This is a genomic window from Rhodococcoides corynebacterioides NBRC 14404, assembly GCF_001894765.1.
Classification (GTDB): domain Bacteria; phylum Actinomycetota; class Actinomycetes; order Mycobacteriales; family Mycobacteriaceae; genus Rhodococcoides; species Rhodococcoides corynebacterioides.
In genome coordinates, this window is sequence record NZ_BCWV01000005.1 from 251148 (window position 1) to 268452 (window position 17305).

At 69.3% G+C, this 17305-nt stretch carries 15 protein-coding genes; 13 read left to right on the forward strand and 2 right to left on the reverse strand.

The genetic code is table 11. From position 1 onward, the window contains the following. Positions 1–98 precede the first annotated feature (98 nt). The 6 genes from RC2_RS13660 to prcA all read left to right on the forward strand — a co-directional run bounded on the left by RC2_RS13660 (position 99) and on the right by prcA (position 6391). Entirely contained in the window at positions 99–980 is an 882-nt protein-coding gene (locus RC2_RS13660) for a tRNA (adenine-N1)-methyltransferase (RefSeq protein ID WP_068151522.1), read from the forward strand. A 94-nt stretch (positions 981–1074) separates the two neighbouring features. Further along, the gene (gene arc / locus RC2_RS13665) at positions 1075–2856 is read left to right on the forward strand and encodes a proteasome ATPase (RefSeq protein ID WP_068151519.1); all 1782 of its coding nucleotides are present in this window, start codon (positions 1075–1077) and stop codon (positions 2854–2856) included. 82 nt (positions 2857–2938) lie between these two features. Next, positions 2939–4438, forward strand: coding sequence for a depupylase/deamidase Dop (gene dop / locus RC2_RS13670; RefSeq protein ID WP_068151517.1), 1500 nt, complete (start codon positions 2939–2941; stop codon positions 4436–4438). A gap of 95 nt (positions 4439–4533) precedes the next feature. Continuing rightward, positions 4534–4725, forward strand: coding sequence for a ubiquitin-like protein Pup (locus RC2_RS13675; protein WP_068101305.1), 192 nt, complete (start codon positions 4534–4536; stop codon positions 4723–4725). Next, positions 4722–5591, forward strand: a complete 870-nt coding sequence (prcB, locus tag RC2_RS13680) for a proteasome subunit beta (protein WP_068151514.1) — start codon at positions 4722–4724, stop codon at positions 5589–5591. Before RC2_RS13675 ends, prcB begins: the two co-directional genes overlap by 4 nt. Next, positions 5588–6391 (forward strand): proteasome subunit alpha, encoded by an 804-nt coding sequence (gene prcA, locus RC2_RS13685; protein WP_068151512.1) that lies wholly within the window; start codon positions 5588–5590, stop codon positions 6389–6391. Before prcB ends, prcA begins: the two co-directional genes overlap by 4 nt. On the opposite strand, the gene RC2_RS13690 is transcribed toward prcA, so the two are convergent. Then, on the reverse strand, positions 6367–7839 hold the full coding sequence (locus RC2_RS13690) for a bifunctional phosphatase PAP2/diacylglycerol kinase family protein (protein WP_068151510.1): 1473 nt from the start codon (positions 7837–7839) through the stop codon (positions 6367–6369). The genes prcA and RC2_RS13690 overlap by 25 nt on opposite strands. Before the next feature lie 42 nt (positions 7840–7881). On the opposite strand from RC2_RS13690, the gene pafA reads away from it, so the two are divergent. The 7 genes from pafA to RC2_RS13725 all read left to right on the forward strand — a co-directional run bounded on the left by pafA (position 7882) and on the right by RC2_RS13725 (position 16320). After that, complete coding sequence (gene pafA / locus RC2_RS13695) at positions 7882–9240, forward strand: Pup--protein ligase (protein WP_201132967.1); 1359 nt, start codon at positions 7882–7884, stop codon at positions 9238–9240. 65 nt (positions 9241–9305) lie between these two features. Further along, positions 9306–10307, forward strand: coding sequence for a helix-turn-helix transcriptional regulator (locus RC2_RS13700; RefSeq protein WP_068151506.1), 1002 nt, complete (start codon positions 9306–9308; stop codon positions 10305–10307). Then, positions 10304–11281, forward strand: coding sequence for a helix-turn-helix transcriptional regulator (locus RC2_RS13705; RefSeq protein WP_068151503.1), 978 nt, complete (start codon positions 10304–10306; stop codon positions 11279–11281). Before RC2_RS13700 ends, RC2_RS13705 begins: the two co-directional genes overlap by 4 nt. Positions 11282–11371: 90 nt before the next feature. Further along, positions 11372–11662, forward strand: a complete 291-nt coding sequence (gene tatA, locus RC2_RS13710; RefSeq protein WP_068151502.1) for a Sec-independent protein translocase subunit TatA — start codon at positions 11372–11374, stop codon at positions 11660–11662. Between the two features lie 74 nt (positions 11663–11736). After that, entirely contained in the window at positions 11737–12717 is a 981-nt protein-coding gene (tatC, locus tag RC2_RS13715; protein WP_068151498.1) for a twin-arginine translocase subunit TatC, read from the forward strand. Between the two features lie 29 nt (positions 12718–12746). Next, positions 12747–15503 carry a DEAD/DEAH box helicase gene (locus tag RC2_RS13720; RefSeq protein ID WP_371828707.1) on the forward strand — a complete coding sequence of 919 codons (2757 nt, stop codon included), beginning with the start codon at positions 12747–12749 and terminating at the stop codon, positions 15501–15503. A 94-nt stretch (positions 15504–15597) separates the two neighbouring features. After that, on the forward strand, positions 15598–16320 hold the full coding sequence (locus RC2_RS13725; RefSeq protein WP_068151553.1) for a DUF4333 domain-containing protein: 723 nt from the start codon (positions 15598–15600) through the stop codon (positions 16318–16320). Between the two features lie 141 nt (positions 16321–16461). Here the strand turns inward: RC2_RS13725 and RC2_RS13730 are convergent, their stop codons facing one another. After that, positions 16462–17289, reverse strand: a complete 828-nt coding sequence (locus RC2_RS13730) for an IS3 family transposase (RefSeq protein ID WP_072681526.1) — start codon at positions 17287–17289, stop codon at positions 16462–16464. Positions 17290–17305 lie beyond the last annotated feature (16 nt).

The window sequence follows — 17305 nt, forward strand, 5'->3', positions numbered from 1 at the left end:
TAAGCCCGACCACCGACAACCTCGGGCACCTGCCCTACAGTTCTCGAGGCGCGTCCCGCGTCCTGCACCCCGCACCCCTTTCGAGAGGAACCCCTACCGTGGAGCCCACCGGCACCGAGTCCGCACCGAGCCGGAGCGGACCCTTCCGGGTGGGCGACCGGGTTCAGCTCACCGATGCGAAGGGTCGGCACTACACGGTGGTGCTCGAGGAGGGCAAGGAGTTCCACACCCACCGCGGCGGCATCCGGCACCAGGACCTGCTCGGTGCCGACGAGGGCTCGGTGGTCACGTCCACCAACGGCACGCCGTACCTCGCACTGCGTCCGCTGCTGGTGGACTACGTGCTGTCCATGCCCCGCGGCGCGCAGGTCATCTACCCCAAGGACGCCGCGCAGATCGTCCACGAAGGCGACGTCTTTCCCGGCGCCCGCGTGCTCGAGGCCGGCGCCGGGTCGGGCGCCCTCACGTGCTCGTTGCTGCGCGCGGTGGGGGAGTCCGGACAGGTCGTGTCCTACGAGGTGCGCGACGACCACGCCGAGCACGCCGTCCGCAACGTCGAGACCTTCTTCGGGACGCGCCCGGCCAACTGGGATCTGGTGATCGACGACGTCGCCGCGTTCGACGTCGCGCGGCACGGCGGCCTCGTCGACCGCGTGATCCTCGACATGCTCGCGCCCTGGGACGCTCTGCCGGCGGTGTCGCAGGCCATCGTTCCCGGCGGCGTACTCATCGTGTACGTCGCCACCACCACCCAGCTGTCGAAGGTGGTCGAGGCGTTGCGCGCGCAGGAATGCTGGACCGAGCCCCGGTCGTGGGAGTCGATGGTGCGCGGGTGGCACGTCGTCGAACTGTCCGTCCGGCCCGAGCATCGCATGCAGGGCCACACCGCGTTCCTCGTCTCCGCGCGTCGCCTCGCCGAGGGCACGGTCACCCCCAAGCCGCAGCGCCGCGCCGGGAAGACGGGAAACACGCCCGCCTGACCCTCGCCGCGACTCCCGGCCCCTGACCTCGACGTCCCGCACGTTCCCGTACTTGGCGGTAGCGTTGATCGATACGTTTCGGGAGGAGTCCTGCATGAGCCCTACTGATCACTCGGACCAATCCGCATCGGCGGCCGAACTCGAGTCGCTGCGCGCGGAAGCCGCTGCCCTTCGTCGTCAACTCGCGTCGACCCGTGGGGGAACACTGCCGTCGGCCGAGGTGCGGGACCTCGAGAACAAGATCGACACGCTGACCACGCGCAACGGCAAGTTGCTGGAGACCCTCAAGGAAGCGCGTCAGCAGCTCATCGCGCTGCGCGAGGAGGTCGATCGACTCGGCGCCCCGCCCAGCGGCTACGGCGTCCTGGTCCACGTGTTCGACGACGGCAACGTCGACGTGTTCACCTCGGGCCGCAAGATGCGTCTGTCCTGCTCACCGAACATCGAGGTCGAGGCCCTGCGTCCCGGCCAGACGGTCCGGCTGAACGAGGCATTGACCATCGTCGAGGCATGCGAGTTCGAACGCGTGGGGGAGATTTCGGCCCTGCGCGAGGTGCTCGACGACGGCCGTCGCGCCCTGGTGGTCGGCCACGCCGACGAGGAGCGCGTGGTGTGGTTGGCCACTCCGCTGCAGGAGATGGCCGACGACGAGTCGCCGGAGGATCCCGACGGGCCGTCGCGGCGGCTGCGTCCCGGCGACTCCCTGCTGGTCGACACGAAGGCCGGCTACGCCTTCGAGCGCATTCCGAAGGCCGAGGTCGAGGACCTGGTTCTCGAGGAGGTGCCGGACGTCGGCTACGAGGACATCGGCGGTCTCGGTCGCCAGATCGAGCAGATCCGGGACGCGGTGGAACTGCCGTTCCTGCACAAGGACCTGTTCCGCGAGTACTCGCTGCGCCCGCCGAAGGGTGTGCTGCTCTACGGCCCGCCCGGATGCGGAAAGACGTTGATCGCCAAGGCTGTCGCCAACTCCCTGGCCAAGAAGATCGCGGAGGCCAAGGGCGAGGACGCCCGCGAGGCCAAGTCGTTTTTCCTCAACATCAAGGGCCCGGAGCTGCTGAACAAATTCGTCGGCGAGACCGAGCGCCACATCCGGCTGATCTTCCAGCGGGCGCGTGAGAAGGCGTCCGAGGGCACGCCCGTCATCGTGTTCTTCGACGAGATGGACTCGATCTTCCGCACCCGAGGATCCGGTGTGTCGTCCGACGTCGAAACCACCGTGGTGCCGCAGCTGCTCGCCGAGATCGACGGTGTCGAGGGCCTCGAGAACGTGATCGTCATCGGCGCGTCCAACCGCGAGGACATGATCGACCCGGCCATCCTCCGGCCCGGTCGCCTGGACGTGAAGATCAAGATCGAGCGTCCCGACGCCGAGTCGGCCCTGGACATCTTCTCCAAGTACCTGGACGAGTCGCTGCCCGTCGCGGCGGACGACCTCGCCGAGTTCGGCGGCGATCGTGCTGCCTGCATCCGCGCGATGATCGAGCGGGTCGTGGAGCGTATGTACGCCGAGAGCGACGACAACCGCTTCCTCGAGGTCACGTACGCCAACGGCGACAAGGAAGTCCTGTACTTCAAGGACTTCAACTCGGGCGCGATGATCCAGAACATCGTCGACCGGGCCAAGAAGTACGCGATCAAGTCGGTGCTCGACACCGGCACCAAGGGTCTGAGTGTCCAACATCTCTTCGACTCGATCGTCGACGAGTTCGCGGAGAACGAGGACTTGCCGAACACCACCAACCCGGACGACTGGGCCCGCATCTCCGGCAAGAAGGGGGAGCGCATCGTCTACATTCGCACCCTCGTCACCGGCAAGAACGCGAGCACGAGTCGGTCCATCGACACCGAGTCGAATACCGGCCAGTACCTGTAGACGGACGCCGAACCGACCGGCGGAGCCCCCGCGAGCACCCGCTCGCGGGGGCTCTCCGTCTCTCCTGGCCTAGTCTCGAATCATGGAGCGCATCATCGGTGTCGAGGTCGAGTACGGCATCTCGTCACCCACCGAGCCAACGGCCAATCCGATTCTCACGTCCACCCAGGCCGTCCTGGCGTACGCGGCGGCGGCCGGCGTGCCCCGCGCCAAGCGCACCCGGTGGGACTACGAGGTGGAGTCGCCCCTGCGGGACGCCCGGGGGTTCGATCTCGGTCGTTTCAGCGGGCCGGCGCCGGTGATCGACGCCGACGAGGTCGGCGCGGCGAACATGATCCTCACCAATGGCGCCCGGCTGTACGTCGACCACGCGCACCCGGAGTACTCGGCTCCCGAGGTCCGCGACCCGCTCGACGCGGTCATCTGGGACAAGGCGGGCGAGCGCGTCATGGAGGCGGCCGCCCGACACGCCTCGTCGGTACCCGGTGCACCCCGCCTGCAGCTGTACAAGAACAACGTCGACGGCAAGGGCGCCTCCTACGGCACCCACGAGAACTACCTCATGTCCCGTGAGACGCCGTTCTCCGCCATCGTGGCCGGACTGTCGCCGTTCTTCGCCTCCCGGCAGGTCTTCACGGGCTCCGGGCGCGTCGGGCTGGGTCAGTCCGGTGACGAGCCGGGATTCCAGCTCTCCCAGCGCGCGGACTACATCGAGGTCGAGGTGGGCCTCGAGACGACGCTCAAGCGCGGCATCATCAACACCCGCGACGAGCCGCACGCCGACGCCGACAAGTACCGCCGCCTGCACGTCATCATCGGCGACGCGAACCTGGCCGAGATGGCCACCTACCTCAAGGTCGGCACCACCGCGCTGGTCCTCGACATCGTCGAGGCGGGGGTCGACCTGTCGGACCTCCAGCTCGCTCGCCCGGTGACGGCCGTGCACCGCATCAGCCACGACCCGACGCTGCGCACCACGGTCGCGTTGGCCGACGGACGCGAGCTGACGGCGTTGGCCCTGCAGCGCATCTACCTCGAGCGCGTCTCGCGCCACCTCGACAGCCGCGGTGAGCGGGATGCACGGGCGGACGACGTCGTGGAGAAGTGGGCGATGATCCTGGACAAGCTCGAGCGTGACCCGATGGAGTGCGCGACGCTGCTCGACTGGCCCGCGAAACTGCGTCTGCTCGAGGGATTCCGCACGCGGGAGAACCTGGGGTGGTCGGCGCCGCGTCTGCACCTGGTGGATCTGCAGTACTCCGACGTCCGGCTCGACAAGGGCCTCTACAACCGCCTCGTCGCGCGCGGGTCGATGGAGCGCCTGGTCACCGAGCAGCAGGTCATGGACGCCGTCTCCACGCCGCCGTCGGACACCCGTGCCTACTTCCGCGGGGAGTGCCTGCGGCGCTTCGGCTCCGACATCGCCGCCGCCAGCTGGGACTCCGTCATCTTCGACCTGGGCGGGGAATCGCTGGTTCGCATTCCCACGCTCGAACCGCTCCGGGGCAGCAAGGCACACGTCGGCGCGCTGCTCGACTCGGTCGACTCCGCCGCCGAACTGGTCGATCAGCTCACCGGCTGATCCGCCCGACCGCGCGTTGCCACCCCCGCCCGCGACGCGCTCGGTAGGCTCGAAGATCCACGCGACGAACCGGTGGTACGACGAGGAGGCCCGCAATGGCACAAGAGCAGACCACACGCTCCGGTGGTGGCGACGACGACGAAGGCGGTGCCGAGGGCGCGTCGGGCCAGGAGCGCCGCGAGAAGCTCGCCGAGGAGACCGACGATCTGCTCGACGAGATCGACGACGTGCTCGAGGAGAACGCCGAGGACTTCGTGCGGGCCTACGTTCAGAAGGGTGGCCAGTGACGGAACCCGAACGCCGCAACACGGGCGACACTCTCGCCTACGGTTCCCCGTTCTCGTCCTTCACCGATCACCTGCGGGCGTACGCACCGCATCTGCTGCCGGAGAACCGCTTCCGAGCGGATCCTGCCGCCCCGGCGTTCGCACAGGAGGCCGCCATGAGCGACATCGCGCCGCACGGCACCACGATCGTGGCGGTCACCTACGACGGCGGTGTGATCCTTGCCGGTGACCGGCGGGCGACGCAGGGCAATCTGATCGCGAGCCGGGACGTCGAGAAGGTCTACGTCACCGACGAATACTCGGCGGCCGGTATCGCGGGAACCGCCGGCCTGGCCATCGAGCTGGTCCGGCTGTTCGCCGTCGAACTCGAGCACTACGAGAAGATCGAGGGCGTTCCGCTCACCTTCAACGGCAAGGCCAACAAGCTGTCGTCGATGGTGCGCGCCAATCTCGGTGCCGCCATGCAGGGTCTGGCCGTGGTCCCGCTGCTCGTGGGGTACGACCTGGACGCCCCCGACGCCCGGCACGCCGGTCGCATCGTCTCCTACGACGTCGTCGGCGGCCGGTACGAGGAGCGGTCCGGCTACCACGCGGTGGGATCCGGCTCGCTGTTCGCGAAGTCGGCCATGAAGAAGCTCTATCGCGACGGGCTCACCGAGGACGACGCGCTGCGCGTGGCGGTCGAGGCGCTCTACGACGCCGCGGACGACGATTCCGCCACGGGCGGACCGGATCTGGTGCGGGGAATCCTGCCCACGGCCGTGACCATCGGCGCGAGCGGAGCCACGTTCGTCGAGTCGGCGCGCACCGAGGCGCTGGCCCGGGCGATCGTGCAGGACCGCACGGAAGGGGGAGAGCGCCGATGACCATGCCGTACTACGCGTCCGCCGAGCAGATCATGCGTGATCGCTCGGAGTTGGCGCGCAAGGGAATCGCCCGCGGACGCAGCGTCGTCGTCCTGACGTACGCGGACGGGGTGCTCTTCGTCGCCGAGAACCGATCGTCGGCGCTGCACAAGGTCAGCGAACTGTACGACCGGCTCGGCTTCGCCGCGGTGGGGAAGTACAACGAGTTCGAGAACCTGCGCCGTGCCGGGATCGTGCACGCGGACACCAAGGGATACACCTACGACCGCGCCGACGTGACCGGCCGCTCGCTGGCCAAGGCGTACGCACAGACCCTGGGCACCATCTTCACCGAGCAGCTCAAGCCCTACGAGGTGGAGATCTGCGTGGCGGAGGTGCCACGGCCGGGGGAATCCGGTGTGCCGCAGCTCTATCGGATCACCTACGACGGGTCGATCGTCGACGAGCGTGACTTCGTGGTGATGGGCGGAACCACCGAGCCCATCACGGCGGCGCTGCGCGAGGCGTACCGCGGAGACCTGGATCTCGCGTCCGCGGTGGGCATCGCGATCACCGCGTTGCAGGACGGGACGTCGACGCCCACCAACGGTGGCGGGGAACCGGCGGAACGCCGGGTGCTCGAAGTGGCCAGTCTGGAAGTGGCGGTGCTGGAACGCCATCGGCCGCGGCGAGCGTTCCGCCGCATCGGCGGGGCGGCGCTCGAGGCGCTGCTGCCGGGGTCGGGTGCCGGGCCGAGTACCGAATCAGTCGACACGCCCGCCGAGGCGGGCTCCGATCAGCCGACGCCGCCCGGTCCGTAGACCGTGAGAAGCGAGGGTCGGGCGACGAAGTCGAAAGCCCGGCCCTCGCCCGCGATCTCGCCGTCGACGGCCACCGCCACGGGTGGGCCGTCGTGCCGCACCGACAGCGTCGTCACCCGCTCCTGCCGGTAGGTCGGTGACGAGCCGAGACTGCCGGTCAGGGCGGCGAGCGCGAGACGCGTCCGCGAGAGTCGGATGCGCGCCCGCAAATAGCGCACGTCGAGGACGCCACCGGCGATCGACGGTCGGGACATCGGAACCTGATCCGCCGGCGCGTAGCTTCCGTTGCCCACGAACAACATCCAGACCGGATCGACGCGCCCGCCGACGACGGCGTGCAACGGTCGGGCGACGGTGAGGACGGCCACCATCGCGGCGGCCGCGGCGGGCCACTTGCCCACCCGGTCGGTCCACCGGTCGCGCAGGCGCACCGTGTCCGGGTAGCCGCCGATGCTCGCGGTGTTGACGAACAATGTCGGCTCGCCACCGTCGATGCTCACGCTGCCGAGATCCACCCGCGCCGCGTGCCCCCGCTCGACGGCGGCGGCGGTGGTCGACACCCGGGTCAGGCCGATGTCGCGCGCGAAGTGGTTGAGCGTGCCGCCCGCGAAGACGGCGAGCGGCAGCTCGGTTCGCACCGCCGCGGTCACCGCGGCGGCCACCGTGCCGTCGCCCCCGCACACACCGAGGGCGAAGACGGAGTCGTCGACCTCGGCCTGCAACCGAGCCGCGAAGTCCTCGCCCTCCGTCGGCTGCACGAATCGCGCGTCCGGGAGCGCCTCGGCGACCGCGGCGACGACCTCCGAATTGTGCGTTCCGGCAGCGGGATTCACCAGGACGATCAGCCCGCGACCACGGTGCAGAGCCGGCGCCGACCCACGCCCGCCCAACTGTGCGGGAGTGGCCGACCGTACCGCCCACCACCGCCTGGTTCCCAGCGCGATCCCGGCTCCGATACCCGCGCCGACCACGACGTCCGAGGGCCAGTGGACCCCCACGTGGACCCGCGAGTACGCGACCGCGAGGGCGAGGGGCGCGACCACGAGCCCGGCCGCGGGGGACTCGAGAGCGACCCCCGTCGCGAACGCCGCCGCGGACGCCGCATGCCCCGACGGGAACGACGACGAGACGGGGCGAACGCCGAGCCGACGCAGGGCCGGAACCGCGACGGCCGGGGGACGGTCGCGCGGGAGCAGGGGCTTGAGGACGCCGTTGGCCACCGAGCTGGCCCCGGCGACAGCGAGCAGTCCGCGAACAGCACCCCGACGGCGGGCACCGCCGGTGGCGCTGAGCGCACCGGCGACGAGCACCCACAGCACGCTGTGGTTCGCCAGGGAGGTGAGGCCGCGCAGGACGGGGTCGGCCGGTCCCGGCCGGGTCGCGTAGCTCGACCGGACCAGCGCGAGATCGACGGCCCGGGTCCGGTTGCGAATCGATCGTGCGCTCATCGCTGCCACCCTACGGTCCGCCGGTGGTTGTACTGTCGAACCGTGGAGCGACGAATCATGGGGATCGAGACGGAGTTCGGTGTCACGTGCACGTTCCACGGGCATCGTCGGCTCAGCCCGGACGAGGTGGCGCGTTACCTCTTCCGACGCGTGGTGTCGTGGGGACGCAGTTCCAACGTGTTCCTGCGCAACGGTGCGCGGCTCTACCTCGACGTCGGGTCGCACCCCGAGTACGCCACGGCCGAGTGCGACTCGCTCGAGCAACTGGTCGCGCACGACCGTGCGGGCGAGCGGGTTCTCGAGGATCTGCTGATCGACGCCGAACAGCGCCTGTCGGACGAGGGCATCGGCGGCGACATCTATCTGTTCAAGAACAACACCGACTCGGCGGGCAACTCCTACGGCTGCCACGAGAACTACCTCGTCGTCCGAGCGGGGGAGTTCTCCCGCATCTCGGACGTCCTGCTGCCGTTCCTCGTCACGCGCCAGTTGATCTGCGGCGCCGGAAAGGTCCTCCAGACCCCGAAGGCGGCCGCGTTCTGTCTGTCCCAGCGCGCCGAGCACATCTGGGAGGGCGTCTCGTCGGCGACCACCCGGTCCCGGCCGATCATCAACACGCGAGACGAACCGCACGCCGACGCCGAGAAGTACCGGCGGCTGCACGTGATCGTCGGCGACTCGAACATGGCCGAGCCCACCACCATGCTGAAGGTGGGCAGCGCCGCGCTCGTTCTCGAGATGATCGAGGCGGGCGTCTCCTTCCGAGACTTCGCGCTGGACAACCCCATCCGCGCCATCCGTGAGGTCTCGCACGATCCCACCGGTCGCCGCCCGGTGCGCCTCGCCGGTGGGCGGCAGGCGAGTGCGCTCGAGGTGCAGCGCGAGTATCACGCGCGGGCCGTCGAGCACCTGCGCAACCGCACTCCCGACGTGCGGATGGAACAGGTCGTCGACCTCTGGGGTCGGACCCTCGACGCGGTCGAGGCCCAGGATTTCGCCAAGGTCGACACCGAGATCGACTGGGTCATCAAGCGCAAGCTGTTCGAGCGGTATCAGGACCGGTACTCGATGGACCTGTCGGACCCGAAGATCGCACAGCTCGACCTCGCGTACCACGACATCAAGCGGGGCCGAGGCGTCTTCGACGTCCTGCAACGCAAGGGACTGGTCACGCGGATCACCGAGGACGCGGCCATCGACGAGGCCGTCGACACTCCGCCGCAGACGACACGCGCCAAGCTGCGCGGAGAGTTCATCGCGGCCGCCCAGAACGCCGGCCGCGACTTCACCGTCGACTGGGTGCATCTGAAGCTGAACGACCAGGCGCAGCGCACCGTGCTGTGCAAGGACCCGTTCCGATCGGTCGACGAGCGGGTGGAACGGCTGATCGCCTCCATGTGACCGTTGATCCCCGGGTCGGCGTTGCGCCGCCGGGGACGGGGGACCCGAGCCACTAGGCTGGGTCGGTGGCGGTATCCAAAGTCGAACGACTCATGAACCTGGTGATCTGCCTGCTCTCGACCCGGCAGTTCCTCACCGCGGAGCGCATCCGCGCGTCCGTCGCCGGCTACGAGGACTCGGTCAGCGACGAGGCGTTCGGGCGCATGTTCGAGCGCGACAAGAACGAACTCCGCGATCTCGGAGTGCCGCTGGAGACCGGTCAGCTCTCCCGCTTCTCCACCACCGAGGGCTACCGCATCAATCGCGATCGGTACGAGCTGCCCGAGATCGATCTGGCCCGCGACGAGGCCGCCGCCGTGGCCGTGGCGGTGCAACTGTGGGAATCTCCCGAACTCACCTCCGCCGCGCAGAGCGCGATGCTCAAGCTGCGCGCGGCCGGGGTCCAGGTGGACCCCGAGCACTCGCCGGCGGCCGTGACCGCCATCCCGGCGCGGAGCCGCGGATCGGAGCCCGCCCTCGGCAAGCTGCTCGCCGCCATCGACGCCGGCAAGTCCGTCCGCTTCCCGCATCGGGCGTCGCCCACCGCGGACGCCGTCATACGCACGGTCGAGCCGTGGGCCGTCGTCACGCAGTCCGGACGCTGGTACCTCGTCGGTCACGACGTCGACCGTCGGGACGTCCGCACCTTCCGGCTCTCACGCATCGGTGACGACGTCGTCGCCTTCGGCCGGGCGGGATCGGTCCGCAAGCCGGACGACGTCGACCCGGCTGCGCTGGTCGCCCGCCTTCGCGGCACCGGTGGCGTCGCCGGGACGGCGCGGGTCTGGGTGGCCGACGGGCGCGCGGAGGAAGTACGCCGGCTGGGATCGCCGACCGAGACCCGAACCGTCGCCGGTCGTACGGGCGAGGTCGTCGACCTGTCGGTGCGGTCCTGGGAGTGGGTGGCGCGCGTGATCGCCGGGCACGGCGCCGATGCGATCGTGCTGGAACCGGACGAGCTCCGCGATCAGGTGGTGCGCATCCTCACCGGCGTCGCGGACCGCGACGGGGCGGCGGTGACGCCGTGAGCGTTCGCCTGTCGTCGCGCCTGGCGCGCCTGCTCAATCTGGTGCCGTACTTCATCGCCAACCCCGGCATCAGTGCGGCCGACGCGGCCGCCGAGCTGGGGGTCACCACCAAGCAGCTGATGGAGGACTTGAATCAGCTGTGGCTGTGCGGTCTGCCGGGGTACGGCCCCGGGGATCTCATCGATCTCTCCTTCTCGGAGGAGAGTATCCAGGTGACGTTCTCCGCCGGCATCGACCGGCCGTTGCGGCTGACGTCGACCGAGGCGACGACGCTGCTCATCGCCCTGCGTTCGCTGGTGGAGATGCCGGGCATGGTGGACCCGACCGCCGCCCACCGCGCCATCGCCAAGATCGAGCAGGCGGCGGGTGTGGCCGCGCCGACGTCGGGCCCCGCCGACGACGACGCGCCGGAGGAGAGCCCGGCCGTCGCCACCGTGCGCGGGGCACTGGCCCGGGGGCGTGCGCTCGACCTGACGTACTACTCGGCGTCGCGGGACGTGGTGTCGATGCGCACCGTCGACCCGGTGCGGATCGTGCTGGTGGACGAGCACAGCTACCTGCAGGCGTGGTGTCGGTCCGCCGAGGGGGTGCGACTGTTCCGGCTCGACCGCATCGATGCCGCCAGGGAACGGGACGAGCCGTCGACGCCGCCCGACCGGGCCGTGGGCGGTGACGACGCGCTGGACCTGTTCCACGACGACCCGTCGCTGCCCGTCGCCCGACTGCTCGTCCGACCCGACCACATCTGGCTGCTGGACTACTACCCGATGGTGCGCGTGCTCGACCACGCCGACGGGTCGGTCGAGGTGACCATGCGGTTCGCCACCCTGGACTGGATGTCTCGGTTGGCGATCGGCCTGGGTTCGGGCGTCACGGTCCTCGGTCCGGACGAGCTGGTCGAGGCCGTCACCGAGCGGTCGCGCGCGGCGCTGGCGGCATACCGGCAGGCGCGAGAGGCAGCCGATGAACACTGAGCGAATCCTGCGGTTCGGGGCCGATTCACGGCCGCTGACGCAGGGCTCGGTCCGGTAGCATCGGCTCCACCGATACTGGGAGGTTTCAACATGGGTGCCCTACAGCCCTGGCACTGGATCGTTCTGATCGTCGTGGTCGTTCTGCTCTTCGGCTCGAAGAAGCTGCCCGAGGCCGCGCGTGGTCTCGGCCGTTCGATGCGCATCTTCAAGAGCGAGGTCCAGGAGATGCAGAACGACGGCAAGAAGGGTGAGGCACCGGCGCCGCAGGCTCCCGCGCAGCAGCAGCCGCCGGCACAGTTGCCGCCCACCGCCGCGCAGGTCGATCCCGCCCCCGTCGCGCCGGCGTCCGACGTGCGCGACGAGCACCCGCGTTCCGCCTGACCGTTCCTCCTCGTCCGCTGCCGTGACCGTTCCGCGGTCACGGCAGCGGTGAGTCGATCCGGAAGACTTGATCCGTGCGCATACCGTTCGACCCGCGGCAGAGACGACGCCGCGTCAATCCCGACGGCACCATGTCGCTGGTCGAGCATCTGTACGAGCTGCGGACGCGGCTGCTGTGGTCGATGGTCGCCGTCCTGCTCACGACGCTGATCGGCTTCTTCTGGTACTCCCATTCCCTGTTCGGCATCGAGTCCCTCGGTGACCTGCTGCGTGGCCCGTACTGCTCGCTCCCGCCGGAGAGTCGGGCCGAGCTCAGCGCGGACAACGCATGCCGTCTGCTCGCCACCGGACCGTTCGAGCAGTTCATGCTCCGCTTCAAGGTCGCCATCACCGCCGGCGTCGTGCTCGCATGCCCGGTATGGCTGTATCAGATCTGGGCCTTCATCACGCCCGGGCTGTACAAGCACGAGCGCCGCTATGCGATCGCCTTCGTCACCGCTGCGGCCGCGCTCTTCGTCGCCGGCGCCGTTCTCGCGTACGTGGTGGTGGCCAAGGCACTGCACTTCCTGCTCACCATCGGTGACAACGTGCAGATCACCGCCCTGAGCGGTGCCGAGTATTTCGGGTTCGTCATCAACCTGCTGGTCATCTTCGGGGTCAGCTTCGAGATCCCGCTCCTCATCGTCGCCCTCAACGCCGTCGGCGTCCTGCGCTACGAGAAGCTCCGCAGCTGGCGCCGGGGCCTCATCTTCGCCATGTTCGCCTTCGCGGCCGTGGTCACCCCCGGCGGCGACCCCTTCTCCATGACCGCGCTCGCCCTCGCGCTGTGCGTCCTGGTGGAGGTCGCGATTCAGGTGGCGCGCCTCAACGACCGGCGACGGGCCCGTCGCGACACCGAGCAGTGGGGCGATCTGTCCGACGACGAGGCGTCGCCCCTCGAGACGCGGGCCACCCCCGTCGGCGCACCGACGCCCGTCGAGAGCGCCCCGACGCCCGTCTCGCGGCCGACGTCGGTCCGTCTGGACGAGCGGGCGGACTACTCCGACACGGTCTGACGCCGCGGTCGACGGCTAGTGTGGATTTCGTGTCCACCGAGAGCGACCGCGTCATCGTGGCAGACCTGGACGGACCCCGGCTGACGGAGTTCACGTCGCTGCTGCCGTTTCCCCTCGATCCGTTCCAACGACGGGCGTGCCGTGCCCTCGAGGACGGGCACGGGGTTCTCGTCTGCGCCCCGACGGGCGCGGGCAAGACCGTCGTCGGCGAGTTCGCCGTCCATCTCGCCCTGTCGTCGGGCGCCAAATGCTTCTACACGACGCCCATCAAGGCGCTCAGCAACCAGAAGTTCGCCGAGTTGACCGCGCGCTACGGACGCGGCCACGTCGGGCTGCTCACCGGGGACCAGAGCATCAATTCCGACGCGCCGATCGTCGTGATGACCACCGAGGTTCTGCGGAACATGCTGTACGCGGAATCACCTGCGCTGCGCGGACTCTCGCACGTAGTGATGGACGAGGTGCACTACCTGGCCGACCGGTTCCGCGGCGCCGTGTGGGAGGAGGTCATCCTGCACCTGCCCGAGGACGTCCGGCTGGTCAGTCTCTCCGCGACCGTGAGCAATGCCGAGGAGTTCGGCGCCTGGATGGAGACCGTGCGGGGCAACACCGCCGTGGTCGTCGACGAGACCCGCCCGGTCCCGCTCTGGCAGCACATCCTGGTGGGCCGGCGTCTGTTCGACCTCTTCGACGTCGACGCGAACGCGGGTGCCTCCGGCCCGGTGATCGACAAGACGCTCGTCCGCTACGTCAAGGAACGAGTGAACGCCGAGCGCATGGGCGCCTGGGAAGCGCCACGCGGCCGCGGGCGTTCCGGGCGTGGCGGTGGCCGGCCGGGGCGGCCCGAGAGCCGACCCATCCCGCGGCCGGAGGTGATCAAGCTTCTCGACGAGGAGGGCTTGCTGCCGGCGATCACGTTCGTCTTCAGCCGCGCCGGCTGCGACAGCGCGGTCGATCAGTGTCTGCGGTCGGGGTTACGTCTGACCACCGAGGAGCAGGCGGTGCAGATCGGTGAGGTGATCGAGCGTCACACTGCCGAGATCCCGCGCGGCGACCTCGACGTGCTGGGGTACTGGGAATGGCGCGACGCGCTCGAGCGCGGGCTCGCCGCGCACCACGCGGGCATGCTGCCCGTGTTCCGCCACACCGTCGAGGAACTGTTCGTCCGCGGTCTGGTCCGGGCGGTGTTCGCCACGGAGACGCTGGCCCTGGGCATCAACATGCCGGCGCGGACAGTGGTCCTGGAACGGCTGGTCAAGTTCAACGGCGAGACCCATGCCAACCTGTCACCGGGGGAGTACACGCAGTTGACCGGTCGTTCCGGGCGACGCGGCATCGACGTCGAGGGACACGCCGTCGTGCTGTGGCAGTCCGGCGTCGAACCCACCGAGGTGGCCGGACTGGCGACCACCCGCACGTTCCCGCTGCGCAGTTCCTTCCGGCCGTCGTACAACATGGCGATCAACCTGGTCGAGCGGATGGGGGTCGACGCCTCGCGGGCCCTGTTGGAGCGATCCTTCGCTCAGTACCAGGCCGATGCGTCGGTGGTGGGGTTGGTGCGCGGCATCGAGCGCGGCGCGGCCACCCGGAACGAACTCCTGACGAAGTTGGGCGGCGCCGATTCGCCCTACGTCGAGTACACCGAGCTGCGTGCCCGGCTCAAGGAACGGGAACGCGAGCTCGAACGGCAGGGACGGACGGACCGGCGGAACGACGCCGTCACCTCCCTGGTCGGATTGCGACGGGGCGACGTCATCTCCATTCCGTCCGGCCGGCGGTCCGGGCTCGCGGTGGTCCTCGAGACGGACACGAACTCCGTCGACCCGCGGCCGTTGGTGCTGACCGAGGACAAGTGGGCGGGGCGAGTGTCGTCGGCGGACTTCCCGACGCCCGTCTCGGCTCTCGGTTCGATGCGACTGCCGCGCCACGTCGATCACCGGACGGCCCGGACGCGGCGCGACCTGGCGTCGGCGCTGCGCAGCACCGGCATAACCCCACCGGGACGCGGGCGTCGGGTGAGATCCTCGGCCGCGGACGACCGCGAACTGTCCACCCTCCGCCGCGCCGTGCGGTCGCACCCCTGCCACACGTGGCCCGACCGCGAGCACCTGGCCCGGCTGGCCGAGAAGTACAGCCGCGTGGAACGCGAGACCGACGCCATGCGGCAGAAGGTCGCCGCGACCACGAACTCGTTGGCGCGGACGTTCGACCGCATCCTCGCCCTGCTGACCGAACGGGGCTACGTCGAACATGCCGAGGGGGAGGTGCGCGTCACCGAGCGTGGTTCCAAGCTCACCCGGCTCTACTCGGAGTCGGATCTGCTGGTGGCCGAGTGTCTCGCCGAGGGCGTGTGGCGCGGACTCGGGCCGGCCGAGCTGGCGTCGGTGGTGTCGGCGGTGGTGTTCGAGTCCCGGCAGGAGGGCGAGAGCATGGCGCAAGGCCCCACGGGGAACATTCGTCATGCTCTGGCGCGCACGCTCGCGACGTGGCACGACCTCCGCGCCGACGAGATCCGACTCAAGCTTCCGCCCACGCGGGAACCGGACACCGGATTCATGATCGCCGTGTACAAGTGGGCACGGAAGGAGTCCCTCGAGGACGTCCTGTTCGCTGCGGGTCAGCACGGCCGGGCCCTGTCCGGCGGCGACTTCGTCCGGTGGTGTCGTCAGGTGATCGACCTCCTCGACCAGATCCGCACGGCCGCCCCCGACACCGAGGTCTCGGCCGCGGCGAGCAAGGCGATCTCGGCGATCCGACGCGGCGTCGTCGCCGTCGACGCCGCCTGACCGGGTACGGTGCGACCGGAGCAGCCGACGCGGTGACCGCACGATCCGCGGCGACGCGACGCACGCGGACTCGACCGATGCAGTGGAGGCGATCATGACCGGCCCGTACGACAAGAACGACCCGTCGCAACAGAGCGACGGCGGGTCGGACCCGTCCACGCGGTCGTTCGAGGGCCAGTACCCGCCGCCCGGACAGAACCCGTATCAGCAGGGATACGGACAGCAGCAGGCTTACGGTCAACAGCCCCAGTACGGTCAGCCGGGTTACGGGCAGCAGCCTCAGTACGGCCAGCCGGGTTACGGGCAGCAGCCCCAGTACGGCCAGCCGGGTTACGGGCAGCAGCCCCAGTACGGCCAACCCCAGTACGGTCAACAGCCCCAGTACGGTCAGCAGGCGTACGGCGAGGCCCCGGCGTACGACCAGCAGCCCTACGGTCAGCAGCCGAACTACGGGGGTCAACAACCGTACGGCGGCCCGGGGTGGCAGAACCCGCAGCAGTCCTCCTCGTCGTCGAGGAAGGTGCTGTTCATCGTCGGCGGCATCATCGTCGCGCTGCTCGTCGTGGTCGGGGTGGCAGGGTCACTTCTGTTCAGTAGCAACACCTTCGACAATGCCGCCGTCCAGGACGGTGTCGCGAAGATCGTCACGGAGAGCTACGGCGCCATCGACGTGACCGACGTGTCGTGCCCGTCCGGTCAGAAGGCGGAGACGGGAACGCAGTTCACGTGCACCCTCACTGCCGACGGTGCGCCCCGATCCGTGACGGTCACCGTCAAGGACGACGACGGCACCTACGAGGTCGGCCGCCCACGCTAGAAGGACCACGCACCCTCAGAACGGGGGTGGGGTGTCGTCGGGTGGGTGGAGCTTCATCGCGTTGCGGAGTCGGTTGCGGTTGCGTTCCTGTCGTCGGCGGGGGAGCTTGACCCGGTTTCCCGGACAGTTCGGGTTGGGTGTTCAGGCCACGTCTGAGGTGACCCGTCGATGGTAGGTGTGTTCGTAATCCACTGGCGAGGAGTAGCCGATCCCGGAGTGCCGGCGATGCGGGTTGTACCAGGCTTCGATCCATTCGAAGATCGCGGAGGCGAGCTGATCTCGGGTGTCCCATGATCGGGTGTCGAGCAGCTCGCGTTGCATCGTCGACCAGAACGATTCCATCATCGTGTTGTCGACGCTCGAGGCCACCCGACCCATCGACCCGAGCAGTCCTGCCGTGCGCAGTCGTTGGCCGAAAACCCAGCTGGTGTACTGAGATCCGCGGTCCGAGTGCGTGATCGTCCCGGTATCGGGGTGGCGGCGCCACAGCGCCATCTGCAGTGCGTCTACGACGAGGTCGGTACGCATGTGATCGGCGATCGACCATCCCACGATGCGCCGGGAGAATGTGTCGAGGACCCCGCAGCAGTACACCTTGCCCGTGCCGGTGGGGTGTTCTGTGATGTCGGTGCACCAGATCTGATCGGGCCGCTCGGCGACGAACCGGCGGGCGACGAGATCGTCGTGCACCGCTGGTGCGGGTCGGTGGCGACGCTTGTGGCGGGCACCGATACCAGCAACGCCGAGTAGCCGCATCACCCGTGCGACAGGTTTGCGTCCGACCGAGATGCCACCGCCGAGACGGAGTTCGGCGTGGACCCGCGGCGTGCCGTAGCACCCGCGTGAGCCTTGGTGGATATCACGGATGCTGTTGGCCAACAGTGCATCCGACATATCACGCTCGGACGGTGGTCGATGTCGCCAGTCGTAGAATCCGGACCTCGACACCTCGAGGGTCCGGCAGGTCACCTAGGGCGGGGAAGCC

Coding starts and splice junctions, on each gene's coding strand:
- arc (WP_068151519.1), top strand. CDS start 1,075: ATGAGCCCTACTGATCACTCGGACCAATCCGCATCGGCGGCCGAACTC.
- dop (WP_068151517.1), top strand. CDS start 2,939: ATGGAGCGCATCATCGGTGTCGAGGTCGAGTACGGCATCTCGTCACCC.
- RC2_RS13675 (WP_068101305.1), top strand. CDS start 4,534: ATGGCACAAGAGCAGACCACACGCTCCGGTGGTGGCGACGACGACGAA.
- prcA (WP_068151512.1), top strand. CDS start 5,588: ATGACCATGCCGTACTACGCGTCCGCCGAGCAGATCATGCGTGATCGC.
- RC2_RS13690 (WP_068151510.1), bottom strand. CDS start 7,839: ATGAGCGCACGATCGATTCGCAACCGGACCCGGGCCGTCGATCTCGCG.
- tatA (WP_068151502.1), top strand. CDS start 11,372: ATGGGTGCCCTACAGCCCTGGCACTGGATCGTTCTGATCGTCGTGGTC.
- RC2_RS13725 (WP_068151553.1), top strand. CDS start 15,598: ATGACCGGCCCGTACGACAAGAACGACCCGTCGCAACAGAGCGACGGC.